This window comes from Bacillus sp. FSL M8-0071 (assembly GCF_037975455.1).
Classification (GTDB): Bacteria; Bacillota; Bacilli; order Bacillales; family Bacillaceae; genus Bacillus; species Bacillus subtilis.
In genome coordinates this window covers 4,033,998-4,053,196 of the sequence record NZ_CP150256.1, presented here as the reverse complement: position 1 = coordinate 4,053,196, position 19,199 = coordinate 4,033,998, and the positions used below count along the sequence as shown (strand labels likewise).

At 43.8% G+C, this 19,199-nt stretch carries 20 protein-coding genes and 1 pseudogene; 15 read left to right on the top strand and 6 right to left on the bottom strand.

Going from position 1 to position 19,199, the window contains the following annotated elements; genetic code table 11:
- Position 1 precedes the first annotated feature (1 nt).
- Positions 2-131, top strand: a pseudogene (locus MKX71_RS20850) (hypothetical protein).
- On the opposite strand, the gene MKX71_RS20845 reads toward MKX71_RS20850, so the two are convergent.
- Both MKX71_RS20845 and MKX71_RS20840 read right to left on the bottom strand, forming a co-directional pair.
- Complete coding sequence (locus MKX71_RS20845) at positions 128-628, bottom strand: PepSY domain-containing protein (RefSeq protein ID WP_327847084.1); 501 nt, start codon at positions 626-628, stop codon at positions 128-130. The pseudogene MKX71_RS20850 and the gene MKX71_RS20845 overlap by 4 nt on opposite strands.
- Before the next feature lie 160 nt (positions 629-788).
- Positions 789-1,688 carry a PepSY domain-containing protein gene (locus MKX71_RS20840; protein ID WP_029318544.1) on the bottom strand — a complete coding sequence of 300 codons (900 nt, stop codon included), beginning with the start codon at positions 1,686-1,688 and terminating at the stop codon, positions 789-791.
- Between the two features lie 211 nt (positions 1,689-1,899).
- Here MKX71_RS20840 and MKX71_RS20835 point away from each other — a divergent pair, with 211 nt between their 5' ends.
- Both MKX71_RS20835 and MKX71_RS20830 read left to right on the top strand, forming a co-directional pair.
- A complete protein-coding gene (locus MKX71_RS20835; RefSeq protein WP_038428106.1) occupies positions 1,900-2,583 on the top strand; it encodes a response regulator transcription factor in 684 nt (227 codons plus the stop codon).
- Positions 2,580-4,046: a HAMP domain-containing sensor histidine kinase gene (locus MKX71_RS20830; protein WP_029318545.1), complete on the top strand. Its 1,467-nt coding sequence runs from the start codon at positions 2,580-2,582 to the stop codon at positions 4,044-4,046. Before MKX71_RS20835 ends, MKX71_RS20830 begins: the two co-directional genes overlap by 4 nt.
- On the opposite strand, the gene rocR is transcribed toward MKX71_RS20830, so the two are convergent.
- Entirely contained in the window at positions 4,028-5,413 is a 1,386-nt protein-coding gene (gene rocR, locus MKX71_RS20825; RefSeq protein WP_029318546.1) for an arginine utilization regulatory protein RocR, read from the bottom strand. The two genes, MKX71_RS20830 and rocR, sit on opposite strands and share 19 nt — an antisense overlap.
- A 237-nt stretch (positions 5,414-5,650) precedes the next feature.
- On the opposite strand from rocR, the gene rocD reads away from it, so the two are divergent.
- The 3 genes from rocD (at position 5,651) to rocF (ending at position 9,446) form a co-directional block, all read left to right on the top strand.
- A complete protein-coding gene (gene rocD / locus MKX71_RS20820; RefSeq protein ID WP_024571526.1) occupies positions 5,651-6,856 on the top strand; it encodes an ornithine aminotransferase in 1,206 nt (401 codons plus the stop codon).
- Positions 6,857-7,078: 222 nt separating this feature from the next.
- A complete protein-coding gene (locus MKX71_RS20815; RefSeq protein ID WP_014481465.1) occupies positions 7,079-8,482 on the top strand; it encodes an amino acid permease in 1,404 nt (467 codons plus the stop codon).
- 73 nt (positions 8,483-8,555) lie between these two features.
- Positions 8,556-9,446, top strand: a complete 891-nt coding sequence (rocF, locus tag MKX71_RS20810) for an arginase (protein WP_003226959.1) — start codon at positions 8,556-8,558, stop codon at positions 9,444-9,446.
- Positions 9,447-9,683: 237 nt separating this feature from the next.
- Here rocF and MKX71_RS20805 read toward each other — a convergent pair whose 3' ends face one another.
- Entirely contained in the window at positions 9,684-9,800 is a 117-nt protein-coding gene (locus MKX71_RS20805; RefSeq protein WP_003226961.1) for a Phr family secreted Rap phosphatase inhibitor, read from the bottom strand.
- On the bottom strand, positions 9,801-10,898 hold the full coding sequence (gene rapG, locus MKX71_RS20800; RefSeq protein WP_319620341.1) for a response regulator aspartate phosphatase RapG: 1,098 nt from the start codon (positions 10,896-10,898) through the stop codon (positions 9,801-9,803). It lies immediately after the preceding gene.
- Between the two features lie 110 nt (positions 10,899-11,008).
- On the opposite strand from rapG, the gene MKX71_RS20795 reads away from it, so the two are divergent.
- The 6 genes from MKX71_RS20795 to fdhA all read left to right on the top strand — a co-directional run bounded on the left by MKX71_RS20795 (position 11,009) and on the right by fdhA (position 15,354).
- Positions 11,009-11,479 (top strand): GNAT family N-acetyltransferase, encoded by a 471-nt coding sequence (locus MKX71_RS20795; protein WP_339231599.1) that lies wholly within the window; start codon positions 11,009-11,011, stop codon positions 11,477-11,479.
- 141 nt (positions 11,480-11,620) lie between these two features.
- On the top strand, positions 11,621-12,358 hold the full coding sequence (locus tag MKX71_RS20790) for a YiiX/YebB-like N1pC/P60 family cysteine hydrolase (RefSeq protein WP_110109544.1): 738 nt from the start codon (positions 11,621-11,623) through the stop codon (positions 12,356-12,358).
- A gap of 10 nt (positions 12,359-12,368) precedes the next feature.
- Positions 12,369-13,526 carry a hypothetical protein gene (locus MKX71_RS20785; protein WP_192858138.1) on the top strand — a complete coding sequence of 386 codons (1,158 nt, stop codon included), beginning with the start codon at positions 12,369-12,371 and terminating at the stop codon, positions 13,524-13,526.
- Positions 13,527-13,541: 15 nt separating this feature from the next.
- Positions 13,542-13,790: a DUF2651 family protein gene (locus tag MKX71_RS20780; RefSeq protein WP_017695774.1), complete on the top strand. Its 249-nt coding sequence runs from the start codon at positions 13,542-13,544 to the stop codon at positions 13,788-13,790.
- A gap of 104 nt (positions 13,791-13,894) precedes the next feature.
- Positions 13,895-14,065, top strand: coding sequence for a hypothetical protein (locus MKX71_RS20775; RefSeq protein ID WP_021481067.1), 171 nt, complete (start codon positions 13,895-13,897; stop codon positions 14,063-14,065).
- A gap of 62 nt (positions 14,066-14,127) precedes the next feature.
- Entirely contained in the window at positions 14,128-15,354 is a 1,227-nt protein-coding gene (gene fdhA, locus MKX71_RS20770; RefSeq protein WP_003226972.1) for a formaldehyde dehydrogenase, glutathione-independent, read from the top strand.
- 33 nt (positions 15,355-15,387) lie between these two features.
- Here fdhA and MKX71_RS20765 read toward each other — a convergent pair whose 3' ends face one another.
- Positions 15,388-15,801, bottom strand: a complete 414-nt coding sequence (locus tag MKX71_RS20765; protein WP_317680503.1) for a hypothetical protein — start codon at positions 15,799-15,801, stop codon at positions 15,388-15,390.
- Between the two features lie 184 nt (positions 15,802-15,985).
- On the opposite strand from MKX71_RS20765, the gene MKX71_RS20760 reads away from it, so the two are divergent.
- From MKX71_RS20760 to MKX71_RS20750, 3 genes are all read left to right on the top strand, one after another.
- Positions 15,986-16,156: a CxxH/CxxC protein gene (locus tag MKX71_RS20760; protein ID WP_003219122.1), complete on the top strand. Its 171-nt coding sequence runs from the start codon at positions 15,986-15,988 to the stop codon at positions 16,154-16,156.
- An 80-nt stretch (positions 16,157-16,236) separates the two neighbouring features.
- Positions 16,237-16,716: a 23S rRNA (pseudouridine(1915)-N(3))-methyltransferase RlmH gene (gene rlmH / locus MKX71_RS20755; protein WP_003226975.1), complete on the top strand. Its 480-nt coding sequence runs from the start codon at positions 16,237-16,239 to the stop codon at positions 16,714-16,716.
- Between the two features lie 94 nt (positions 16,717-16,810).
- Positions 16,811-18,988: an AIPR family protein gene (locus MKX71_RS20750; protein WP_339231597.1), complete on the top strand. Its 2,178-nt coding sequence runs from the start codon at positions 16,811-16,813 to the stop codon at positions 18,986-18,988.
- The last annotated feature ends 211 nt before the right edge of the window (positions 18,989-19,199 follow it).

Genomic DNA, 19,199 nt, shown 5'->3' with positions numbered 1-19,199 from the left:
TTTGCCAGGCTGTTTTGATATGCAAAAAAACTGAACGGGGGTCACGCCCGTTCAGTTGAAAAGGATATATCGAATATGAAGAAAAATACAACATGGATGTTACACGTGAAACAGCAGCAAATGGCTGTTAGCTGCAAATACTTCCGTTATCTGCATGGACTTTAATGGTTTGTACCGTGTGGTTGCTGGCTGTGATGGTGATGATGTACACATAGGTGCCATTTTCTTTCTTCAATGCAGAAGATGTGACGGTGCCTTTGCATTTTTTCAACGCAATGCTTTGTGCTTTTGCTTTTGTGATCACGGCTTGTTTATTTTCAACGTGATGCTTGACGATTTTTCCGCTGCTGCAGTTAATGTTAAAGGTGTGAATTTTGCCATCCTCACCAAGCACTTTAATGACATAGACATAAACGCCATCTGCTTTCTTCATTTGTGCTGATTGAACTGCGCCTTTGCAGTTCTTTAAAGCGACAGTTTTTGCTTTAGAGAGCGTAATAGAAGCCTGCTGCTGGGTTTGAACTTTAGCAGTGTCTTCTTTATGCAGAACAGCCGCGTGTGCGGATGATAAAGAACTGATTGAAATGACCGCGCCTAAAGCAGCTGCAGAACATATTTTCATATTCATTTGTAGGTCCTCCTTAGAAAAAGAACTGAACGCGGGTCACGCACGTTCAGTTTAAAAGAGTATTTAGAAAAAGGTAGACATGAACTTAGAACTTTGTGTTAAAACAAGACTGGTGTTATACGTTGAATTTCAGTTATTTTACTGCTGGCAAGCAGTTATTTTATTTGCAAATGCTTCCGTTTTCAGCGTTCACTTTCACTGTTTGTTCAGTGTGGTTTTGGGCAGTGATTTTAATCACGTAAACGAATGTTCCGTTTTCTTTCTTCAAATCAGTAGATTTCACTGTGCCTTTGCATTTATTTAGTGCAATTTGATGTGCTTTTGTTTTTGTAACGGCTGCGTTTTTCTTTTGCACTTCTTGTTTTACGATCTTACCGCTGTCACAGTTGACATGGATTGTATGAGTGCTTCCATCTTTGCCAAGCACTTTGACAACGTAGATGTATGCGCCGTTTTCTTTCTTCAATTCAGAAGATTGAACTGCGCCTTTGCATTTGTTGAGTGCGATTTGATGCGCTTTTGTTTTAGAAAGATGTGCTTGTTTCTTTTGCTCGTGTTTTGCGACTTTGCCGTTTTCTCCATTGATATGGAACGTGTGAAGGTTTCCGTCTTCACCCATTACTTTCACGACGTAAGCGTAAACACCGTTTTCTTGCTTCAGCTCAGAAGATTGAACCGCACCTTTGCAGTTTTTCAAAGCGATAGATTGGGCTTTTGTTTTGCTGATATAGCTTTGTTTCTTTTGAACATCATGTTTCACAACTTTGCCGCTGTTGCAGTTGACGTTCATCGTATGCTGTTTGCCGTCCTCACCGAGAACTTTCACAACATATACGTATGTGCCATTCACTTTCTTCATTTGGGCCGTTTGAACAGTACCTTTGCATTTGTTCAACGCAACCTGTTTTGCCTTTGCTATTGTGATGGAAGCCTGTTGCTTCGTCTCAACCTTCGTTGATGTATCATCCTTTTGAATGACAGCGGCGTGAGCAGAAGTGAAAGAACTGATTGAAATAATCGTTCCCAGTGCAGCTCCTGATAAAACTTTAGTGATATTCATGTGAGATTCCTCCTTTATTTCATTGTTGGCTGTACCAACTAAGGCAATTGTATAGGCCGAAGCTGAAAATCAAATGAGGGCTGGCTGAAAACTTGCTGAATTCAGCTGATTTTTAGGGAAGATTCAGTTTGTTTTCAGGTAAAAACGAATAATAGGAGGGGAAGGGAAAAAACTAATCAGAGGTTTATGCCAACTAAGGAGAGAGCACAGCATGAATAGGATGAAAGGTATCAAGATTTTGCTCGTGGACGATGAACCGGCGATATTAGATTTTTTGACAATGGGTCTTGAAAATGAAGGCTTTGAAGTGAAGACAGCAGCTGACGGAATGACAGCGATGAACACCGTAAAGACATTTCAGCCGCATGTGGCCATCTTGGATGTGATGATGCCCGGAATGGATGGACTGGAAGTATCAAAAATGATAAAAAAAACCGGCCATACCGCGGTTATTATGCTTACGGCCAAGGATGAGGTGGGGGTTCGGGTAAAAGCGCTGACAGAGGGCGCTGATGATTATATGATCAAACCCTTCAGCTTTGAAGAGCTGCTAGCGCGAATCTATGCGAGAATTCGGGATCACTTTCCCAACTTGTTTGAAGAATTCGCGCTCGGTCCGTTTCGAATTGATGATCGGCGCAGAGAAATCCGCTATCAGGAAGAGGTGCTCAAGCTTTCAGCAACAGAATACGAGCTTTTAAAGTTTTTGGTGCTGAATCACGGCCTTGTGCTCAGTAAAGCAAGGATTCTGGATAAAGTATGGGGGTATGATTTTTATGGAGAAGAGAATATTGTTGAAGTGTACATTCGTTCCTTGCGGGAAAAATTGAATGACAAAAAGCATGAAGTGATCCGAACGGTTCGGGGTGCGGGCTATCGGGTGGATATTGAATGAAAAAACGATTCAAAACACTGCGCTTTCAGCTTTTATTCCGTTCATTATGCATTCTCGTTCTTCTATTGGTGTTTGTCGGCGCTATGCAATATGTGTTTGGAAAACGCCTCTTATATGAAAACCGAGCTGTCAGCATTCAAAGTTATATCAACTCAACGGAGCCAACCATCTGGAATAATATTAAAACATACAAAAGCCATCCCGACAGCTCGGAAAAGTCAGATGGTGCTGTCCGTCCCGCCTTTATCTATCCGGGCGTGACCATTGTTTTTATCGATAAGAAAACAAAAGACAGTACGGTATTGTCGACCGATCCATATGCGGGAGCACCGCCAACAGTGAAAAAAAGTATATATGATGAGGCATTAAAAGATACGATGGCCTTGCATTACAAAATCACGAAAAATGAATCCGGCGAGGAAGTGCTGATTGTGTTTCAGGCTATTACTATTGATGGAAAAGAAGCAGGCGTGATCCAAATGAGTACTTTAACAGAACCACTGAAGGACGTACTGCTCCGGCAAATCAGCATTTATTCCACGCTCTCGCTGGTTGCGCTCCTGCTCGGGCTTTTCACGTTCTTGCCTGTGGTCAGACATACGCTTAAACCGTTATCACAAATGGTACATATGATGGGAGATATTAATGCAGGAAATTTGAATAAAAGGCTTCCTGTATATCAAAAACAAATCGAAATTGATACGCTTGCCATTTCGTTTAATCGCATGCTGGAGCGGATTGAAACGTCATTTAAAGCAGAAAAAGAGGCGAAGGAGCGCATCCGGCAATTTGTATCAGACGCTTCACATGAACTGAGGACACCTTTAACGTCGATACACGGCTTTATCGAAGTGCTGCTGCGTGGCGCCGCGCTTCAGCCTGAGCAGAGAGATAGGGCGCTGAATAGTATGTATGAAGAGTCGAAGAGAGCCACTCGGCTGATAGAGGATCTGTTGTTTTTAGCAAAAATTGATCGGGTGCCGAGCTTTGAAATGAAGAGAGGAAATCTCGATGCGCTCATAAGGGAGATGGAGCCGCAGCTCAGTCTGCTTGCGAAAGAAAGAAGGCTGCAGCTGTGGCTTGAGGATGATGCTGAAGCGGTGTTTGACAGAGATAAGATGAAACAGGTCATTTTGAATTTGGTTTATAACGCGGTGCAGTATACAAATGAGAAAACCGGTGCCATCACCATCTCTCTGCAAAGAGGCAGTGACGGCGTGAGGTTGATGATAGCGGACAACGGCACAGGCATCGCGCCGGAGCATTTGCCGCATTTATTTGACCGGTTTTACAGGGCAGACCCATCCCGCTCCCGAAAATATGGAGGTTCGGGATTAGGCCTTGCCATAACGAAATCGATTATCGACAGTCACAATGGGACGATTGAAGTGAAAAGTGAAATCGGCAGAGGCACTGTATTTATGATCAGGCTTCCTGCACCAGTTCATTCGTCAGATGAGTGAGAAAATTTCTTCAGCCGGTATTGAAGGCTTTGTCTGCTGATGCCAAGTTCCTGAGCGGCTTTCGAGATGTTATGGCCGTGTTTTCTTAACACGTTCTCTATCACATATTTTTCGAAGCTTTCCATTTTTTCTTTTAAGTCCGCGGCCGGCTGGTGTCTTGGTGTTTCAGGCTCTGGGATGTCAGCCGGCTTGATTTTCATGCGGTATTGATAGGGCAGATGGGAAGCCGTAATCGTTTGCTCGTCCGTCATGAAATTCATTGCGCCTTCGATCATATGCTCAAGCTCGCGAATATTTCCCGGCCAGTCATAAGAAAGGAAAAATTGCTTCACGTCATCGCTGATGTGTTCAACATTCATTTGGAATAGATGGTTGTTTTTCTGGATGAACTCCGATGCGAGAAGCAAAATGTCTTCTTTTCGTTCCCGAAGCGGCGGGATGATCAGTGTGACGACACTCAGCCTGTAATACAAGTCCTTCCGCATTCGTTCGCCTGCAATTGCATCAATTGGGTCTTCATTCATCGTGGCAATAATACGTACGTCAATCGGTGTATCCTTTGTCGAACCGATGCGCCTGATTTTCCGTTCTTGAAGGGCGCGCAGCAGCTTCGCCTGAAGGCTGAGATTCAGCGAGTTGATTTCATCTAACAGCAGCGTCCCGCCGTGGGCTTGTTCAAACAGGCCGGGCTGGTCGACAGCGCCGGTAAACGCGCCTTTTTTCGTTCCGAACAAGATGCTTTCCACAAGGCTGTCTGGCAGTGCCGCACAGTTTTGCGAAATAAACGGGCCGCCAGAACGATCGCTTCCATTATGGATACTTTGCGCGAACAGTTCTTTTCCCGTGCCGGTTTCGCCTGCTAGAAGGACAGATGATGACGTACGGGTTGCCCGCTTGGCGTTTTCGATGACGTCTTGAATGGCCGGACTGGTGCCGAGAATACTGTCAAACGTATAGGTTGTGCTGCCTTTTTTGTTCATATTCTCCCTGATCAGCCGTTCAAGCTTTGTCACATCCTTGGCAATTTCAACAGCGCCCCTGATTTTGCCGTCTTGGACGATGGGATATGTATGATTGATCGTCGTAATTTCCTGGCCTTTATTATTGAAATAGCTCTGTTTGACGTTTTTAATCGTCTTGCCTTCCTGAAGAGCCTGTACCAGTGTGCTGTCCTGCTGCTTTGAAAACATAAACACATCCATCAGGTTTTTATTCAAGACGTCATGCTTCTCCATATCTTCAATCTGCATCATTTTATTGTTATAAACGATTGTGTTTCCATGCTCGTCTACCACGTGCAGGCCAACATCGATTTCATCTAAAATGCTCTGAAAAACCAATGTGAGGAATTCGCTGTCTTTGACCACTGTATGAACCTCCCTCAGTTTTCTTAATATTGCTTCTATTTTATAAAAAAATGGAGAGGATATGCAAAAGAATTTTGCACTTGCTGGAATTTTTGCTCGAAATATCAGAATGTTTTTGCACCTTGTCCTCGAAAATTGTAGAAAACACACGAATTCTTGATTTGGCACAGAACTTGCATTTATATAAAGGGAAAGCAGGATAACATGTTGAAACAGAAAACAAGGGGGAATTCAAATATGCCAGCTTTATCTAAATCTAAAGAAATTATTGATCAGACGTCTCATTACGGAGCCAACAATTATCATCCGCTCCCGATTGTTATTTCTGAAGCGCTGGGTTCTTGGGTAAAGGACCCGGAAGGCAATGAATATATGGATATGCTGAGTGCTTATTCTGCGGTAAACCAGGGGCACAGACACCCGAAAATCATTCAGGCATTAAAGGATCAGGCTGATAAAATCACCCTCACGTCACGCGCGTTTCATAACGATCAGCTTGGGCCGTTTTACGAAAAAACAGCTAAACTGACAGGCAAAGAGATGATTCTGCCGATGAATACAGGAGCCGAAGCGGTTGAATCCGCGGTGAAAGCGGCGAGACGCTGGGCGTATGAAGTGAAGGGAGTAGCTGACAATCAAGCGGAAATTATCGCATGTGTCGGGAACTTCCACGGCCGCACGATGCTGGCGGTATCTCTTTCTTCTGAAGAGGAATATAAACGAGGATTCGGCCCGATGCTTCCGGGAATCAAACTCATTCCTTACGGCGATGTGGAAGCGCTTCGACAGGCCATTACGCCGAATACAGCGGCATTCTTGTTTGAACCGATTCAAGGCGAAGCGGGCATTGTGATTCCGCCTGAAGGATTTTTACAGGAAGCGGCGGCGATTTGTAAGGAAGAGAATGTCTTGTTTATTGCGGATGAAATTCAAACGGGTCTCGGACGTACAGGCAAGACGTTTGCCTGTGACTGGGACGGCATTGTCCCTGATATGTATATTTTGGGCAAAGCGCTTGGCGGCGGTGTGTTCCCGATCTCATGCATTGCGGCGGACCGCGAGATCCTAGGCGTGTTTAACCCTGGCTCACACGGCTCAACATTTGGCGGAAACCCGCTTGCATGTGCAGTGTCTATCGCTTCATTAGAAGTGCTGGAGGATGAAAAGCTGGCGGATCGTTCTCTTGAGCTTGGAGAATACTTTAAAAGCGAGCTTGAGAGCATTGACAACCCGGTTATTAAAGAAGTCCGCGGCAGAGGGCTGTTTATCGGTGTGGAATTGACTGAAGCGGCACGTCCGTATTGTGAGCGTTTGAAGGAAGAAGGGCTTTTATGCAAGGAAACGCATGATACAGTCATTCGTTTTGCACCGCCATTAATCATTTCCAAAGAGGATTTGGATTGGGCAATAGAGAAAATTAAGCACGTGCTGCAAAACGCATAAATCCGCACCATGGCGGGATATTCACTTCGTTTGTATAAATTTACAACAGAAAAATCAGCACTCCCTATTTGCTCAGCTACAGTATTTTAGTATAATGTATCTTTATGAGAAGAAGTGAATTTTATATTAAATAGATAGAGACTCTTTGGACAGCAAACTGGGATAGCACCATGCAGATGTTCCAGCTTAGATCCAATACAAGTTGCTGAAGGGGTGCAGAAAGTGAATACAAACCAAGATAACGGAAATCAGCTCCAGCGGACAATGAAATCACGCCATTTGTTCATGATTTCATTGGGCGGAGTGATCGGAACCGGTTTCTTCCTTGGAACCGGGTTTACCATTAACCAAGCGGGACCGCTCGGCGCGGTTCTGTCCTATTTAGTGGGCGGCTTTATCATGTTTTTGACCATGCTCTGCTTAGGAGAGCTGGCAGTCGCCTTTCCTGTGTCGGGGTCCTTCCAGACCTATGCGACGAAATTTATCAGCCCGGCTTTCGGGTTTGCGTTCGGCTGGCTGTACTGGCTCGGCTGGGCGGTTACATGCGCCATTGAATTTTTATCAGCGGGGCAGCTGATGCAACGCTGGTTTCCGCATATAGACGTGTGGATCTGGTGTCTGGTCTTTGCGGCACTGATGTTTATTTTAAATGCGATCACCACAAAAGCCTTTGCGGAATCTGAATTCTGGTTCTCAGGCATTAAAATTTTGATTATCCTTTTATTTATTATTCTCGGCGGAGCTGCCATGTTTGGCCTGATTGATCTGAAGGGCGGAGAGCAGGCGCCGTTTTTGACACATTTTTATGAAGACGGGTTATTTCCGAACGGCATAAAGGCAATGCTGATTACGATGATTACCGTGAACTTTGCGTTTCAGGGGACTGAGCTGATCGGGGTTGCAGCCGGAGAAAGTGAAGACCCTGAAAAAACGATTCCACGGTCAATCAAACAGACAGTATGGAGAACGCTTGTCTTCTTTGTGCTTTCAATCATTGTCATTGCCGGCATGATTCCGTGGAAACAGGCGGGTGTCGTGGAAAGTCCATTTGTTGCCGTATTTGAGCAAATCGGAATCCCATATGCAGCTGATATCATGAACTTTGTTATTTTAATCGCGCTGTTATCTGTTGCGAATTCAGGTTTATACGCATCGACACGTATTCTGTACGCGATGGCGAATGAAGGACAGGCCTTCAAAGCGCTCGGCAAAACAAATCAGCGCGGTGTGCCGATGTACTCGTTAATCGTAACGATGGCTGTGGCCTGCCTATCCCTTCTGACAAAGTTTGCGCAGGCTGAAACTGTATATATGGTACTGTTATCTTTGGCGGGCATGAGCGCGCAGGTCGGCTGGATTACGATCTCGCTTTCCCAAATCATGTTCAGACGCAAATATATCCGTGAGGGCGGGAAGATAGAAGATCTGAAATTTAAAACACCGCTGTACCCGGTGCTTCCGCTGATCGGCCTAACATTAAATACGGTCGTGCTCATCAGTCTTGCATTTGATCCGGAGCAGCGTATCGCGCTGTATTGCGGCGTACCATTTATGGTCATTTGCTACATCATTTATCATGTTGTCATTAAAAAACGCCAGCAGGCGAATCGTCAGCTAGAGCTTTAAAAACGTTGTCCGCAAGTCATCTTTGTTAGAACCCGCATAGGACATTATCTTAAATGTTGAGGTGGAATCACAGATGGATAAAACGATTTCGGTTATTGGAATGCCAATGGATTTAGGACAAGCACGACGCGGAGTGGATATGGGCCCGAGTGCCATCCGGTACGCTCATCTGATCGAGCGGCTGTCAGACATGGGGTATACGGTTGAAGATCTCGGTGACATTCCGATCAACCGCGAAAAAATCAAAAATGACGAGGAACTGAAAAACCTGAATTCCGTTTTGGCGGGAAATGAAAAACTCGCGCAAAAGGTCAACAAAGTCATTGAAGAGAAAAAATTCCCGCTTGTCCTGGGCGGTGACCACAGTATTGCGATCGGCACGCTTGCAGGCACAGCGAAGCATTACGATAATCTCGGCGTCATCTGGTATGACGCGCACGGAGATTTGAATACACTTGAAACTTCACCATCGGGCAATATTCACGGCATGCCGCTCGCGGTCAGCCTTGGCATTGGCCACGAGTCACTGGTTAACCTTGAAGGCTACGCGCCTAAAATCAAACCGGAAAACGTCGTCATCATTGGCGCCCGGTCACTTGATGAAGGGGAGCGCAAGTACATTAAGGAAAGCGGCATGAAGGTGTACACAATGCACGAAATCGACCGTCTTGGTATGACAAAGGTCATTGAAGAAACCCTTGATTATTTATCAGCATGTGATGGTGTCCATCTGAGCCTTGATTTGGACGGACTTGATCCGAACGACGCACCGGGTGTCGGAACCCCTGTCGTCGGCGGCATCAGCTACCGGGAGAGCCATCTGGCTATGGAAATGCTGTATGACGCAGGCATCATTACCTCAGCCGAATTCGTTGAGGTTAACCCGATCCTTGATCACAAAAACAAAACAGGCAAAACAGCAGTAGAGCTCGTAGAATCCCTGTTAGGGAAGAAGCTGCTGTAATAAGAAAACCCCCGCATCCCGCGGGGGTTTCAGCGTGTCGACAAACCCTCGCATTCGTTGTCAGGCCTGCGCTTCGGTGCTCACGAATTCCAAACATTCGCTGCGCTCCAATGCTCGTTCTTCCTAGACTTCAAGGGTTTTCAATCACGCTGAAAAGATGAAAGAATCCTAAAACTACAAACCGTTTTAGGATTCTTTCGTTAAATTGAACCCCCGCATCCCGCGGGGGTTTTTCATTTATCCAATCATTTTCTCAGCGACTTTCATTTCCTGTGAGTGGGTTTGATGGTCCGCAATAAACCAACCTGATAAAATTACCGCTGCGACGCCTGCGCCAATCAGAAATCTTTTCATTTATATAACCTCCGTTCGTTTAATCAGTTCTTCAATTTGTAATGCTTCATAAAAAAAGTGGGCAGCTTCTTTGTAAAGCTCAAGTTCCCTATACCGTTCGCCAGCCAAAATGGAAAGTTCTCTTACACTGTCATACTCTTTCTCGGACAACAAGTCATCCATATGTTGTTTGCATAAGTAAAACGTTTCCGCATGACCCCCTTCTGCATAAATGGCATATAAAATGTCTATTTTTGCCTCACATATTCTATTCGGCTCAGCAGTCAATTTTTCCTTCACTTCTTGGTAATAAGATAAGGCCTGTTCTTTCTTTTTGATCTTAAACAGCTCTCGTATCAGCAAGTAGGCAGAATGATAATAATAGGCGGAGCGGGCATACTCTTCGTTCCGTAGAGCCTCCTCTAATTTCGAAACCGCTTCTTCTGATTTGCCGCTTTGCGCATGAAGAAGGCCGAAGTTATGCAAAAGCTGGGCTTCAAAAAAATGATCCTCTAATTCACTCGTGATCCGAATTGCTTCGTCCAAATAAGCCTCAGCTTCTTCAAACTGGCTCATCTCTGTAAAATTGCCTGACATGGTAATCAGGGCTGAAGCCAGCTTCTTTTTATAATCGGTTTCTTCCCTGAACGTTTTGACCGCTTGCCGTGTATGATTGAGGGACACAATATTTTGTCCCAGCTTATAATAGAGCTTTCCGACCTTCAGGTGAAATTCAGCTTTCTCAATCGGATCGGGAATGTTGTCGAGATACTGCTCTGCATCTTTATACAGCCCAATGGCAATGTCATAATTATTTTTATAGGCCTCATACATGCCTTCAAACAGAAAAAAGTAATATTTCAGCATGTCAGACGTAGCATTCATATGAGAAGGCTCCTCATGCTGAAAGCCCTGTCCTCTCGCCTCGTGAAGCAAAACCTTGTGGCGCAGTTCCAATAAGGAGAAGTAGGCAAGCACCTCCTGATCCTCTTCCATGTCATCCAATAAAGGCTTCACTTCTTCAAATAAACGGGAGGATTCTTCAACTTCATGTTTCTTGATGGCAAGGTACCAATCGTTGAGCATGCTAGCGATTTCTGCGGGTGCGATCTTATTCATGTGAAACTCCTTTCTCTAGTGACTTATCAATCTCAGTTGCTTATTCTGATAGTAACACCTCTTTCTATTTTATGTAAAATCCTCTAGTCAATATATGAAGGAGAGATGATATGACAATCATGCTGACCCCTATGCAGACAGAAGAATTTCGGTCTTATCTCACGTACACAACAAAGCATTACGCGGAAGAAAAGGTAAAAGCGGGAACATGGCTGCCTGAAGATGCACAGCTTTTGTCTAAGCAGGCGTTTTCTGATCTGCTCCCGAAAGGGCTCGAAACACCCCATCACCATTTGTGGAGCCTCAAGCTGAATGAAAAGGATATCGTTGGCTGGCTCTGGATACATGCTGAACCGGAACATCCGCAACAGGAAGCGTTTATTTATGATTTTGGGTTATATAAACCGTATCGGGGAAAGGGCTACGCAAAGCAAGCATTGGCGGCATTAGATCAAACGGCACGCAGCATGGGAATCCGCAAGCTGTCTCTTCATGTCTTTGCCCATAATCAGACGGCGCGAAAGCTATATGAGCAAACCGGATTTCAAGAAACAGACGTAGTGATGAGCAAGAAGATTTAACGAAAAGGGCCTGATAAAGGCCTTTTTCTGTAAACGATTTCTAAAAATTCTGTAAATAACCTAGTTACTTTCCTTATTTTCCTAATATAATGTGGGTGAGGAAATTACCTTTCCTACACTCACAAGAAAAGAGGAGATGTAATGAAGTTGAAGAAACGAGTGTCGATGTTTTTGGTAGCGCTTACAATGTGCGGCGGCCTGTTTGTTACTCCCGCCAAAGCCGTAAAGACCACAAATTATGCTGAAGAAATCGCCGCACTGCAGCCAGGCACGACACCGGAAGAAATCATGAAATCTGCCAGCCAGATTGCCAAACAGCAGCACGTAAAGCAGGACGTTATCCTAAAACAGTTCTATAAGGAAATCACGGCTGATAAAGCAGAGGGGGACCGGCTCGCGAAGGAAAGCGGCATGTCTATCATGGGCGGGTCGTCCGGCACGAAAAAACTCCCGACAAGCGCGAAAGGCAATATCTATTACACGAACTCCTACACAGCCTACTACAATCACGGCCACGTCGGCATGTACTCCGCTGCTGACAAAATTGTTGAATCTGTCCCGAGCGACGGCGTCAGGCAGATCGCTTATAATGCCAGAGACGTGGAAGACAACTCCATTGTGCAAACCGTCAGCGTATCCTCATCTCAAAAAACAGCTGCTGCCGACTGGGCGGTATCAAAAGTCGGCGACCCATACTCATTTAACTTCGTCAATAACAGAAATACGGGCCATGACGGCGCCAAAAACTGTTCAAAGCTCCTATGGTCTGCCTTTTTGCTGAAAGCAGGCATTGATATAGACAGCAACGGAGGCTTAGGCGTGTATCCGCGCGACATCACAAGTTCTTCGTATACGACAACCATCATGACCATCAACTAAGGAGAAGGATATGAAAAAGTGGATGATTACCATCGCCATGCTGATTCTCGCAGGAATCGCACTATTTGTCTTCATTTCTCCTAGCCATAAAACTGTAAGTCACCAGGATCTTCGAGACTCCGGTTTCTTGGATGACAAAGAAGTCCTGTTATATTTTTCAACCTCTGCGGATCAAGATGCATTTGGCGGCGGGAAAAGCTATGCCTTGTTTATCAGCCAGGACGGGTCGCTGTCTTCCTTTCAGATGAAGGGCCTTGAGCTGGGCTCAGCAAAGGTTCACGGTGACAGCGTGATGCTGGAGGACAAAAACAAGATTTATACGATCAAAAACGGCCTGCGCTCCCATAAAAGAACCTATCAGCACACAGGCGACAGCGCAGGCTTTCTGCAAAACACGGACGGCTTTTACACCTTATACAACTCCGGCTACGACAAAAAGAAAGACGGATACCGCTCAGAGCTGTACCGGCAGATGGACGGTGAGTGGAAAAAAGACGTCATCCCCTACTACATCCGAGCCTCCGGTTTCCATGACGGCGCCATTTACGCACTTGTCCCGACAGCTGACGAAAAAGGCTATGGGCTCCTTCAGATTCAAGCAGATCAAAGGAAGCTCACTTATCACAAGATAACGGAATGGCAGTACCGGGAAGGAGCCTCAGTCGAATCCCAGCTTGCAGTGGACGACCAAGCTGTGTATGTCATGGTTCGCGGCCAAAAAGCCCACAATCTCTATCAAATGGTCAAGATAAACAAAAAAAGCGGCAAAGTAGAGCTGCACGACATCGCCGAATACAAAAACGACGAACAAACGATATACAGCTCCATGCCCTTCAGCTTTAAAAACAGCTTTTTCCCTTATGACGGGAACCTGTATTTCATTGACGGCTTCGGAAAGGTACACAAAATCGATGCCAAGACAGGAAAAACAAGCATCGCCTTCACCCTTTCTCAGGACAAAATGAAAGCCGATTTCAAAGAAATCACCCAAAAAGGCAGCAGCCTCTATTTCTTCACATACACGTATAACAAGCCTGCCTACATTGAACAGTACAGTCTGAAAACCGGAAAGAAAATGAAAGAAAAAGAGATTGGGAAGGTAAAGGATGTCGTGACGCCGAAGAGTCATTTGAAGCTGTATGATGTTGAGGTGATGAAGGGGTTTTAGGGCAAGGAGGTTAGTATGGGAGCCATCGCCGTTTTATTTATCGTTTTTGGTTTTCCGATCATTGCAGGTGTATTTGGTATAGCCGGTCATTTTTTATTTAAAAGATTTTGGGTGGCACCGCTCATCGTCCTTATCGCGAGCTTGATATTGTTATTTACGTTAGCTTCGGGCAATAGCTCATTCATGTTTTGGGTTGTTATGTATACGGCGATTGCGTTGGTAACCAGTATTGTCACATTATTTCTCAGGAAATTTTTTAATTGATCTCTAATTATGAAGAGACTGGTGTGAAGTCTCTTTTTTTGTTGAACCGAAGTTTACAGAGGATTTTGGGTATGGTTTAGAAACGAATCTAAAGGAGGAATTACATGCGCACCAAACGGGTTATTCTTCTGGCAGTTATGATCAGCCTGGTTTCGGCCATTACTGTATTCCTGTTAAATGGATGTAAAGTCGACTTTTTAGACATCCTCGGAACTATTATTGGCTGCTTTCTTGGCATATTTGTTGTTGTAAGAATACAGAAAAAACAGTCGTGAAAAAGGGAAAGGGCCAGACCGAACCGAAGTCATGTGCAAGGACGAAGAGTCCAAACACATGAATGGGAGGAATGGCGTTGACAGGAAACAAAGCGGTTGTGTACAAAGGCAAAGGGACTGTAGCGGTGGAGGATATCGGTTATCCGGAGTTAATCTTAAGGGACGGGCCCGGCGTTCCAAAGGCGAATGTGAATCGAAAATGTGAGCATGGGGTTATTCTCAAAGTCATTACAACCAACATTTGCGGAAGCGACCAGCATATGGTCAGAGGCCGCACAACGGCGCCTGAAGGCTTGGTGCTCGGGCATGAAATTACGGGAGAAGTCATTGAAACGGGGCGTGATGTTGAATTTATCAAAAAAGGAGATATCGTATCCGTTCCTTTCAATATTGCCTGCGGACGCTGTGTGATGTGCAAAACGCAGAAAACGCATGTGTGCCTGAATGTCAATCCGGACCGGCCGGGATCGGCTTACGGCTACGTCGATATGGGCGGCTGGGTCGGCGGCCAGTCTGAATACGTCATGGTGCCGTACGCTGACTTTCAGCTTTTGGTGTTCCCTGATAAAGAACAGGCGTTAGAAAAGATTCTCGATTTGACCATGCTGTCGGACATATTCCCGACCGGCTTCCACGGAGCTTACACAGCGGGCGTGCAAACAGGTTCAACCGTTTATATCGCGGGAGCGGGGCCTGTCGGCTTAGCAGCCGCTCACTCCGCTCAGCTCCTAGGCGCCTCCACCGTGATTGTCGGCGATCTGAACGAAGACAGACTGGCACAGGCGAGAAGCTTCGGCTGTGAAACGGTCAACGTACAAAAACACGACCGCCTCGGCGAGCAAATTGAACAAATACTAGGTGAACCAACCGTTGATGCCGCAGTGGACTGTGTCGGCTTTGAAGCATCCGGACACGGCAATCAAGGAGAAGCGCCAGCCGCTGTACTGAACTCGATCATGGATGTCACCCAGGTCGGAGGCAGCCTTGGCATTCCAGGCTTATACGTGACCGAAGATCCCGGTGCAAAGGATGCGGACGCCAAAACAGGGTCACTAAAAATCCGCTTCGGACTCGGCTGGGCCAAAGCCCATACCTTCGTCACCGGACAAACGCCCGCCATGACATACAACCGCAATTTGATGAAAGCGATCCTGAGCGGCAGAGCGCAGATCGCAAAAGCCGTCAATGCCACCGTCATTTCTCTGGACGACGCGCCAAAAGGCTACAGCGACTTCGACAAAGGCGCAGCCAAAAAATTCGTCATCGACCCGCATGGAACACTGAAGTAAAAGAAAAAGCCGGACGTTCTCAGAACGCCGGCTTTATTGCTGGTAATCCGTTTCTTCAAATCGGTTTCCCGTTTCATCCTGTACGATGAAATCCCCTGCGATTTTGTCCAGTCCAATCAAAATATAAGGGTTTTTCTCATTTGCCGTAGGAGCAGGTTTTCGTTTCACAGTTACAATCGTTTCTTTAGGTGAGAATTTGACGTCTGACACTTCAAGCTTCTTATCTTTCTCGCTGCTTCCGAGAGACACAATAACCATTTTTCTCTCTTCTAAAATGGTGAAGACTTGATATCCTTTCACGTCATCATGCATTTGGAGATAATTAGCGTATATTTCTAAGTCTGGACTGCCTTCACCGATTCGATCCTTCTCCAACACCCAATAAGACGGCTGACACCCAGCAAGCAGCAACATGATCACAAAAAGCCAAACCCATCTAAAGCGCAAATGCAAACCTCCCCACACATCGGTTACATCCAAACTAACACACGAGCGAAATAGAGTCATCAACAGCTTGTTTGTCGAATTGTGGATAAAACTCAGCCCGAAGCACTACTAACATGTGAATAAATAGGTTATATTGAGAAGAGAACATTTGTAAAAATGGAAGAAAACATCGGAGGATTTGAACATGAAACAAGCGTATTATTCCTGTGAAGAACACATCGAAACGGTGCTGGATATGTACATAGACGACCACGAGCTGCCGCCCGAAATCAGAAAAATCGAACATACTAACAGTTTATCCACAGCCTGTGAATTATGTGGAGACCCCGCAGTATATATAGTGGGGAACGAATGATCTTACACAAAATACAGAAAAGATATCCACAATTGTGGACAAAATATATGAATAACTTGTTTTTAAAGTGGGGATGACCTGTGAATATCAATATTGTGACAATCGGAAAACTAAAAGAAAAATACCTCAAGCAAGGCATTGAAGAATACACCAAACGACTTTCGGCCTACGCAAAAATCGACATCATCGAACTCCCGGACGAAAAAGCGCCGGAAAACCTAAGCGACCAGGACATGAAAATCATAAAAGACAAAGAAGGCGACCGCATCCTATCAAAAATCAGCCCCGACGCCCACGTCATCGCCCTCGCCATCGAAGGAAAAATGAAAACATCCGAAGAACTAGCCGATACAATAGATAAGCTGGCTACATATGGAAAAAGCAAAGTCACCTTCGTCATCGGCGGATCACTCGGACTGAGCGACGCGGTGATGAAGCGAGCGGATGAAAAGCTGTCGTTTTCAAAGATGACATTTCCTCATCAGTTGATGCGTCTCATACTAGTTGAGCAGATTTATCGGGCTTTTCGGATTAATCGTGGAGAACCGTACCATAAGTAAATGAGGTTTTTTTGTCATATTAATGTAGAAATACCCACAAATACAAATATTAAGTGAAATATACTTTTGTATTTTATCTTAGGAGGACTATAAATTGGGTTTACTTGAAATGAGTCAAATCAAGAGCAGGATTACTGATGAATATGATGGGCTACTTGATCTTTCGGACGCAATAGTAAGAGGAGAACCGACTGAATCAAATGAATTTCTAAGTAGGGCACTTGCTGCTTATAGTATAAATGTAATGTATACAGAAATTGATAACAGCATTGTGGCAAATTCTATTACAGACGGTTCAAAGGATAACGGTATTGATTTAATTTATTATAATAAAGAAAAGAACGAGCTTTGTTTAGTTCAGTCTAAATACAATCATAAGGGAAATTCTGAACCCACAATCGGTGAAATACATTCTTTTATTGGTGGCGTTAAGGATTTAATTAACACTAAGTTTGATAAATTCAACCAAAAAGTGAATGATCGAAGAGGTGAGATTGTATCAATCTTAGAAAAAAGTAAATTAAAGTTTAAGATAATTTTAGTGTATACAGCTACAAATTTATCTCAGGATGCAAGACGGGAGTTCAATGATCTACTAGAGGAACTGAATGATTTTAGAGATGTCGCCGAACTAGAAATTATAAATCAAAAAAGATTATATGCCTCCTTGCATAATAAAAAAAATTCAAGAAACATTGATATAGATATTGATCTTAAAGATTGGGGAAGATATGAAGGAGAGATGGAGGCTGTATATGGTCAAGTTTCTGCGTTACAGATAGCTGATTGGTGGGAGAATTATGGGAATTCTCTTTATGACTATAACTTAAGAAAAGTATTGGGCAATACACAAATTAATGATGAGATTAGAAACACTATTGAAACTGAGCCGGAATTATTTTGGTATTACAATAACGGTATTACTATTGTGTGTGAAGAACTAGACAAAAAGAGAAAAGGAAATACCAAAGAGTTAGGAACCTTTGAGTGTAAAGGCATTAGTGTTGTAAACGGAGCCCAAACTGTAGGAGTTATAGGAAAGTATGCACAAACGATACCTACTTCCGTTAGAGAAGACGGAAAGGGAAACTTAGATAATGTATACGTTCCTCTGAGAATTATCTCTATTACAAGTGTTGATGATGAAGAACAAGAGTACTTAAATGAAGCTTTTGCATCAGCAGTAACAACAAAAAATAATAGACAAAATGAAATAAAAGAACGTGATTTTATATCATTAGATGGTTATCAGAAAAAGATTGAGAGAGATTTAGCTTTGATTGGAATTAAGTATCATCTAATGCGGAGTGAAGAAGAGGAAACTACTGAAACTAGTTTTGGTGTGCGTGAAGCAACAAGAGCTGTATCTTTTGCAAAGGATATTGAAGCGACTATACTTGTCAAAAGAGAACTAGGATCTATATTTGCTGACATAGATTCACCAGCATATAAAAAATTATTCAACGATAGTGTTACTAGTTACTATATTTGGAACTGTGTAAGAATTGAGAGAATAATTGCCGATAAGTTAGAGTTAAAAAAAGCAGAAAGTCCAGTAGGAGAAAGACTTGCTATCTTACTTTATGGGAAAGAAATAGTAAGCAAGTTAGTTTTCGATTCTTTAGGTAAAGAGCTTATTCCTAAAGACAGTACAGATCTGTCTAGACTTTCTCAATCCGTAAATTTCGAAGAAATCATTGAGCAGATTCTAAGTAGAATGGTACTAAAAGTGAGAGATGTTGATAAAACACCTTCTAACATCTTCAAAAATAAGAGGTTGATGAGAGATATATATGAGGATGTAAAAATACATATACTTCAACAAGAGGTCAAAGAAGATAGTACTTCTCCTGAACTCGAACAATTTCAAGTAGAGAATGTTGAAGGCCTATCCCGGGTAGAAAGGTTACAACTATCAAGTTTCATGGACAAGATAAAAGATGATGATCAAGCAGTTGAACTCTTCAGGAGGTGGCTTGAAGAAATCTATGACAGTGAGCAGCATTATATAGGATATAAGACAAATATTCATTTCTATAGAAAAGACGAAAGTAGCTTTGCAACCGAAAAGTTCATTTTCAGACTTGCTTACTATACTAAATTGATTATATCGCTAGAGTTTAATGTATACGGATCGAAGTATAGAAGTACTCTTATGGATAACGAAAATTTTGTGAAGTGGGCACAAAACATGGTCGATGATAAGCAACGTATAATAATTGACAGCATGGAAAAAGTTGAACAATTTATGCAGATAAAAGATTACATTTAAAGGACACAATATGTGTCCTTTCTTATTATATTAAAGCTCTTCCGTTAGTGCCCTTCTTGATCTGCAATGATTTGTCATCCGTTAAATAATCATGCTCAATTTCGATGACTGCTAAAAATCCTTTTAAATCGGATAATTAGCTTTTCTCCATACATCGAAATAAGGGCTTAATTCACGATAGTTTCCAACTCTATCTGTTAGATGAGTATAC

What these genes read in the sequence shown, in the direction of transcription:
- MKX71_RS20845 (WP_327847084.1), bottom strand. Translation starts at nt 628, where the DNA reads ATGAATATGAAAATATGTTCTGCAGCTGCTTTAGGCGCGGTCATTTCA.
- rocF (WP_003226959.1), top strand. Translation starts at nt 8,556, where the DNA reads ATGGATAAAACGATTTCGGTTATTGGAATGCCAATGGATTTAGGACAA.
- MKX71_RS20830 (WP_029318545.1), top strand. Translation starts at nt 2,580, where the DNA reads ATGAAAAAACGATTCAAAACACTGCGCTTTCAGCTTTTATTCCGTTCA.
- MKX71_RS20760 (WP_003219122.1), top strand. Translation starts at nt 15,986, where the DNA reads ATGAAACAAGCGTATTATTCCTGTGAAGAACACATCGAAACGGTGCTG.
- rocD (WP_024571526.1), top strand. Translation starts at nt 5,651, where the DNA reads ATGCCAGCTTTATCTAAATCTAAAGAAATTATTGATCAGACGTCTCAT.
- MKX71_RS20780 (WP_017695774.1), top strand. Translation starts at nt 13,542, where the DNA reads ATGGGAGCCATCGCCGTTTTATTTATCGTTTTTGGTTTTCCGATCATT.
- MKX71_RS20775 (WP_021481067.1), top strand. Translation starts at nt 13,895, where the DNA reads ATGCGCACCAAACGGGTTATTCTTCTGGCAGTTATGATCAGCCTGGTT.
- MKX71_RS20835 (WP_038428106.1), top strand. Translation starts at nt 1,900, where the DNA reads ATGAATAGGATGAAAGGTATCAAGATTTTGCTCGTGGACGATGAACCG.
- MKX71_RS20790 (WP_110109544.1), top strand. Translation starts at nt 11,621, where the DNA reads ATGAAGTTGAAGAAACGAGTGTCGATGTTTTTGGTAGCGCTTACAATG.
- fdhA (WP_003226972.1), top strand. Translation starts at nt 14,128, where the DNA reads ATGGGAGGAATGGCGTTGACAGGAAACAAAGCGGTTGTGTACAAAGGC.
- MKX71_RS20805 (WP_003226961.1), bottom strand. Translation starts at nt 9,800, where the DNA reads ATGAAAAGATTTCTGATTGGCGCAGGCGTCGCAGCGGTAATTTTATCA.
- MKX71_RS20795 (WP_339231599.1), top strand. Translation starts at nt 11,009, where the DNA reads ATGACAATCATGCTGACCCCTATGCAGACAGAAGAATTTCGGTCTTAT.
- MKX71_RS20840 (WP_029318544.1), bottom strand. Translation starts at nt 1,688, where the DNA reads ATGAATATCACTAAAGTTTTATCAGGAGCTGCACTGGGAACGATTATT.
- rapG (WP_319620341.1), bottom strand. Translation starts at nt 10,898, where the DNA reads ATGAATAAGATCGCACCCGCAGAAATCGCTAGCATGCTCAACGATTGG.
- MKX71_RS20785 (WP_192858138.1), top strand. Translation starts at nt 12,369, where the DNA reads ATGAAAAAGTGGATGATTACCATCGCCATGCTGATTCTCGCAGGAATC.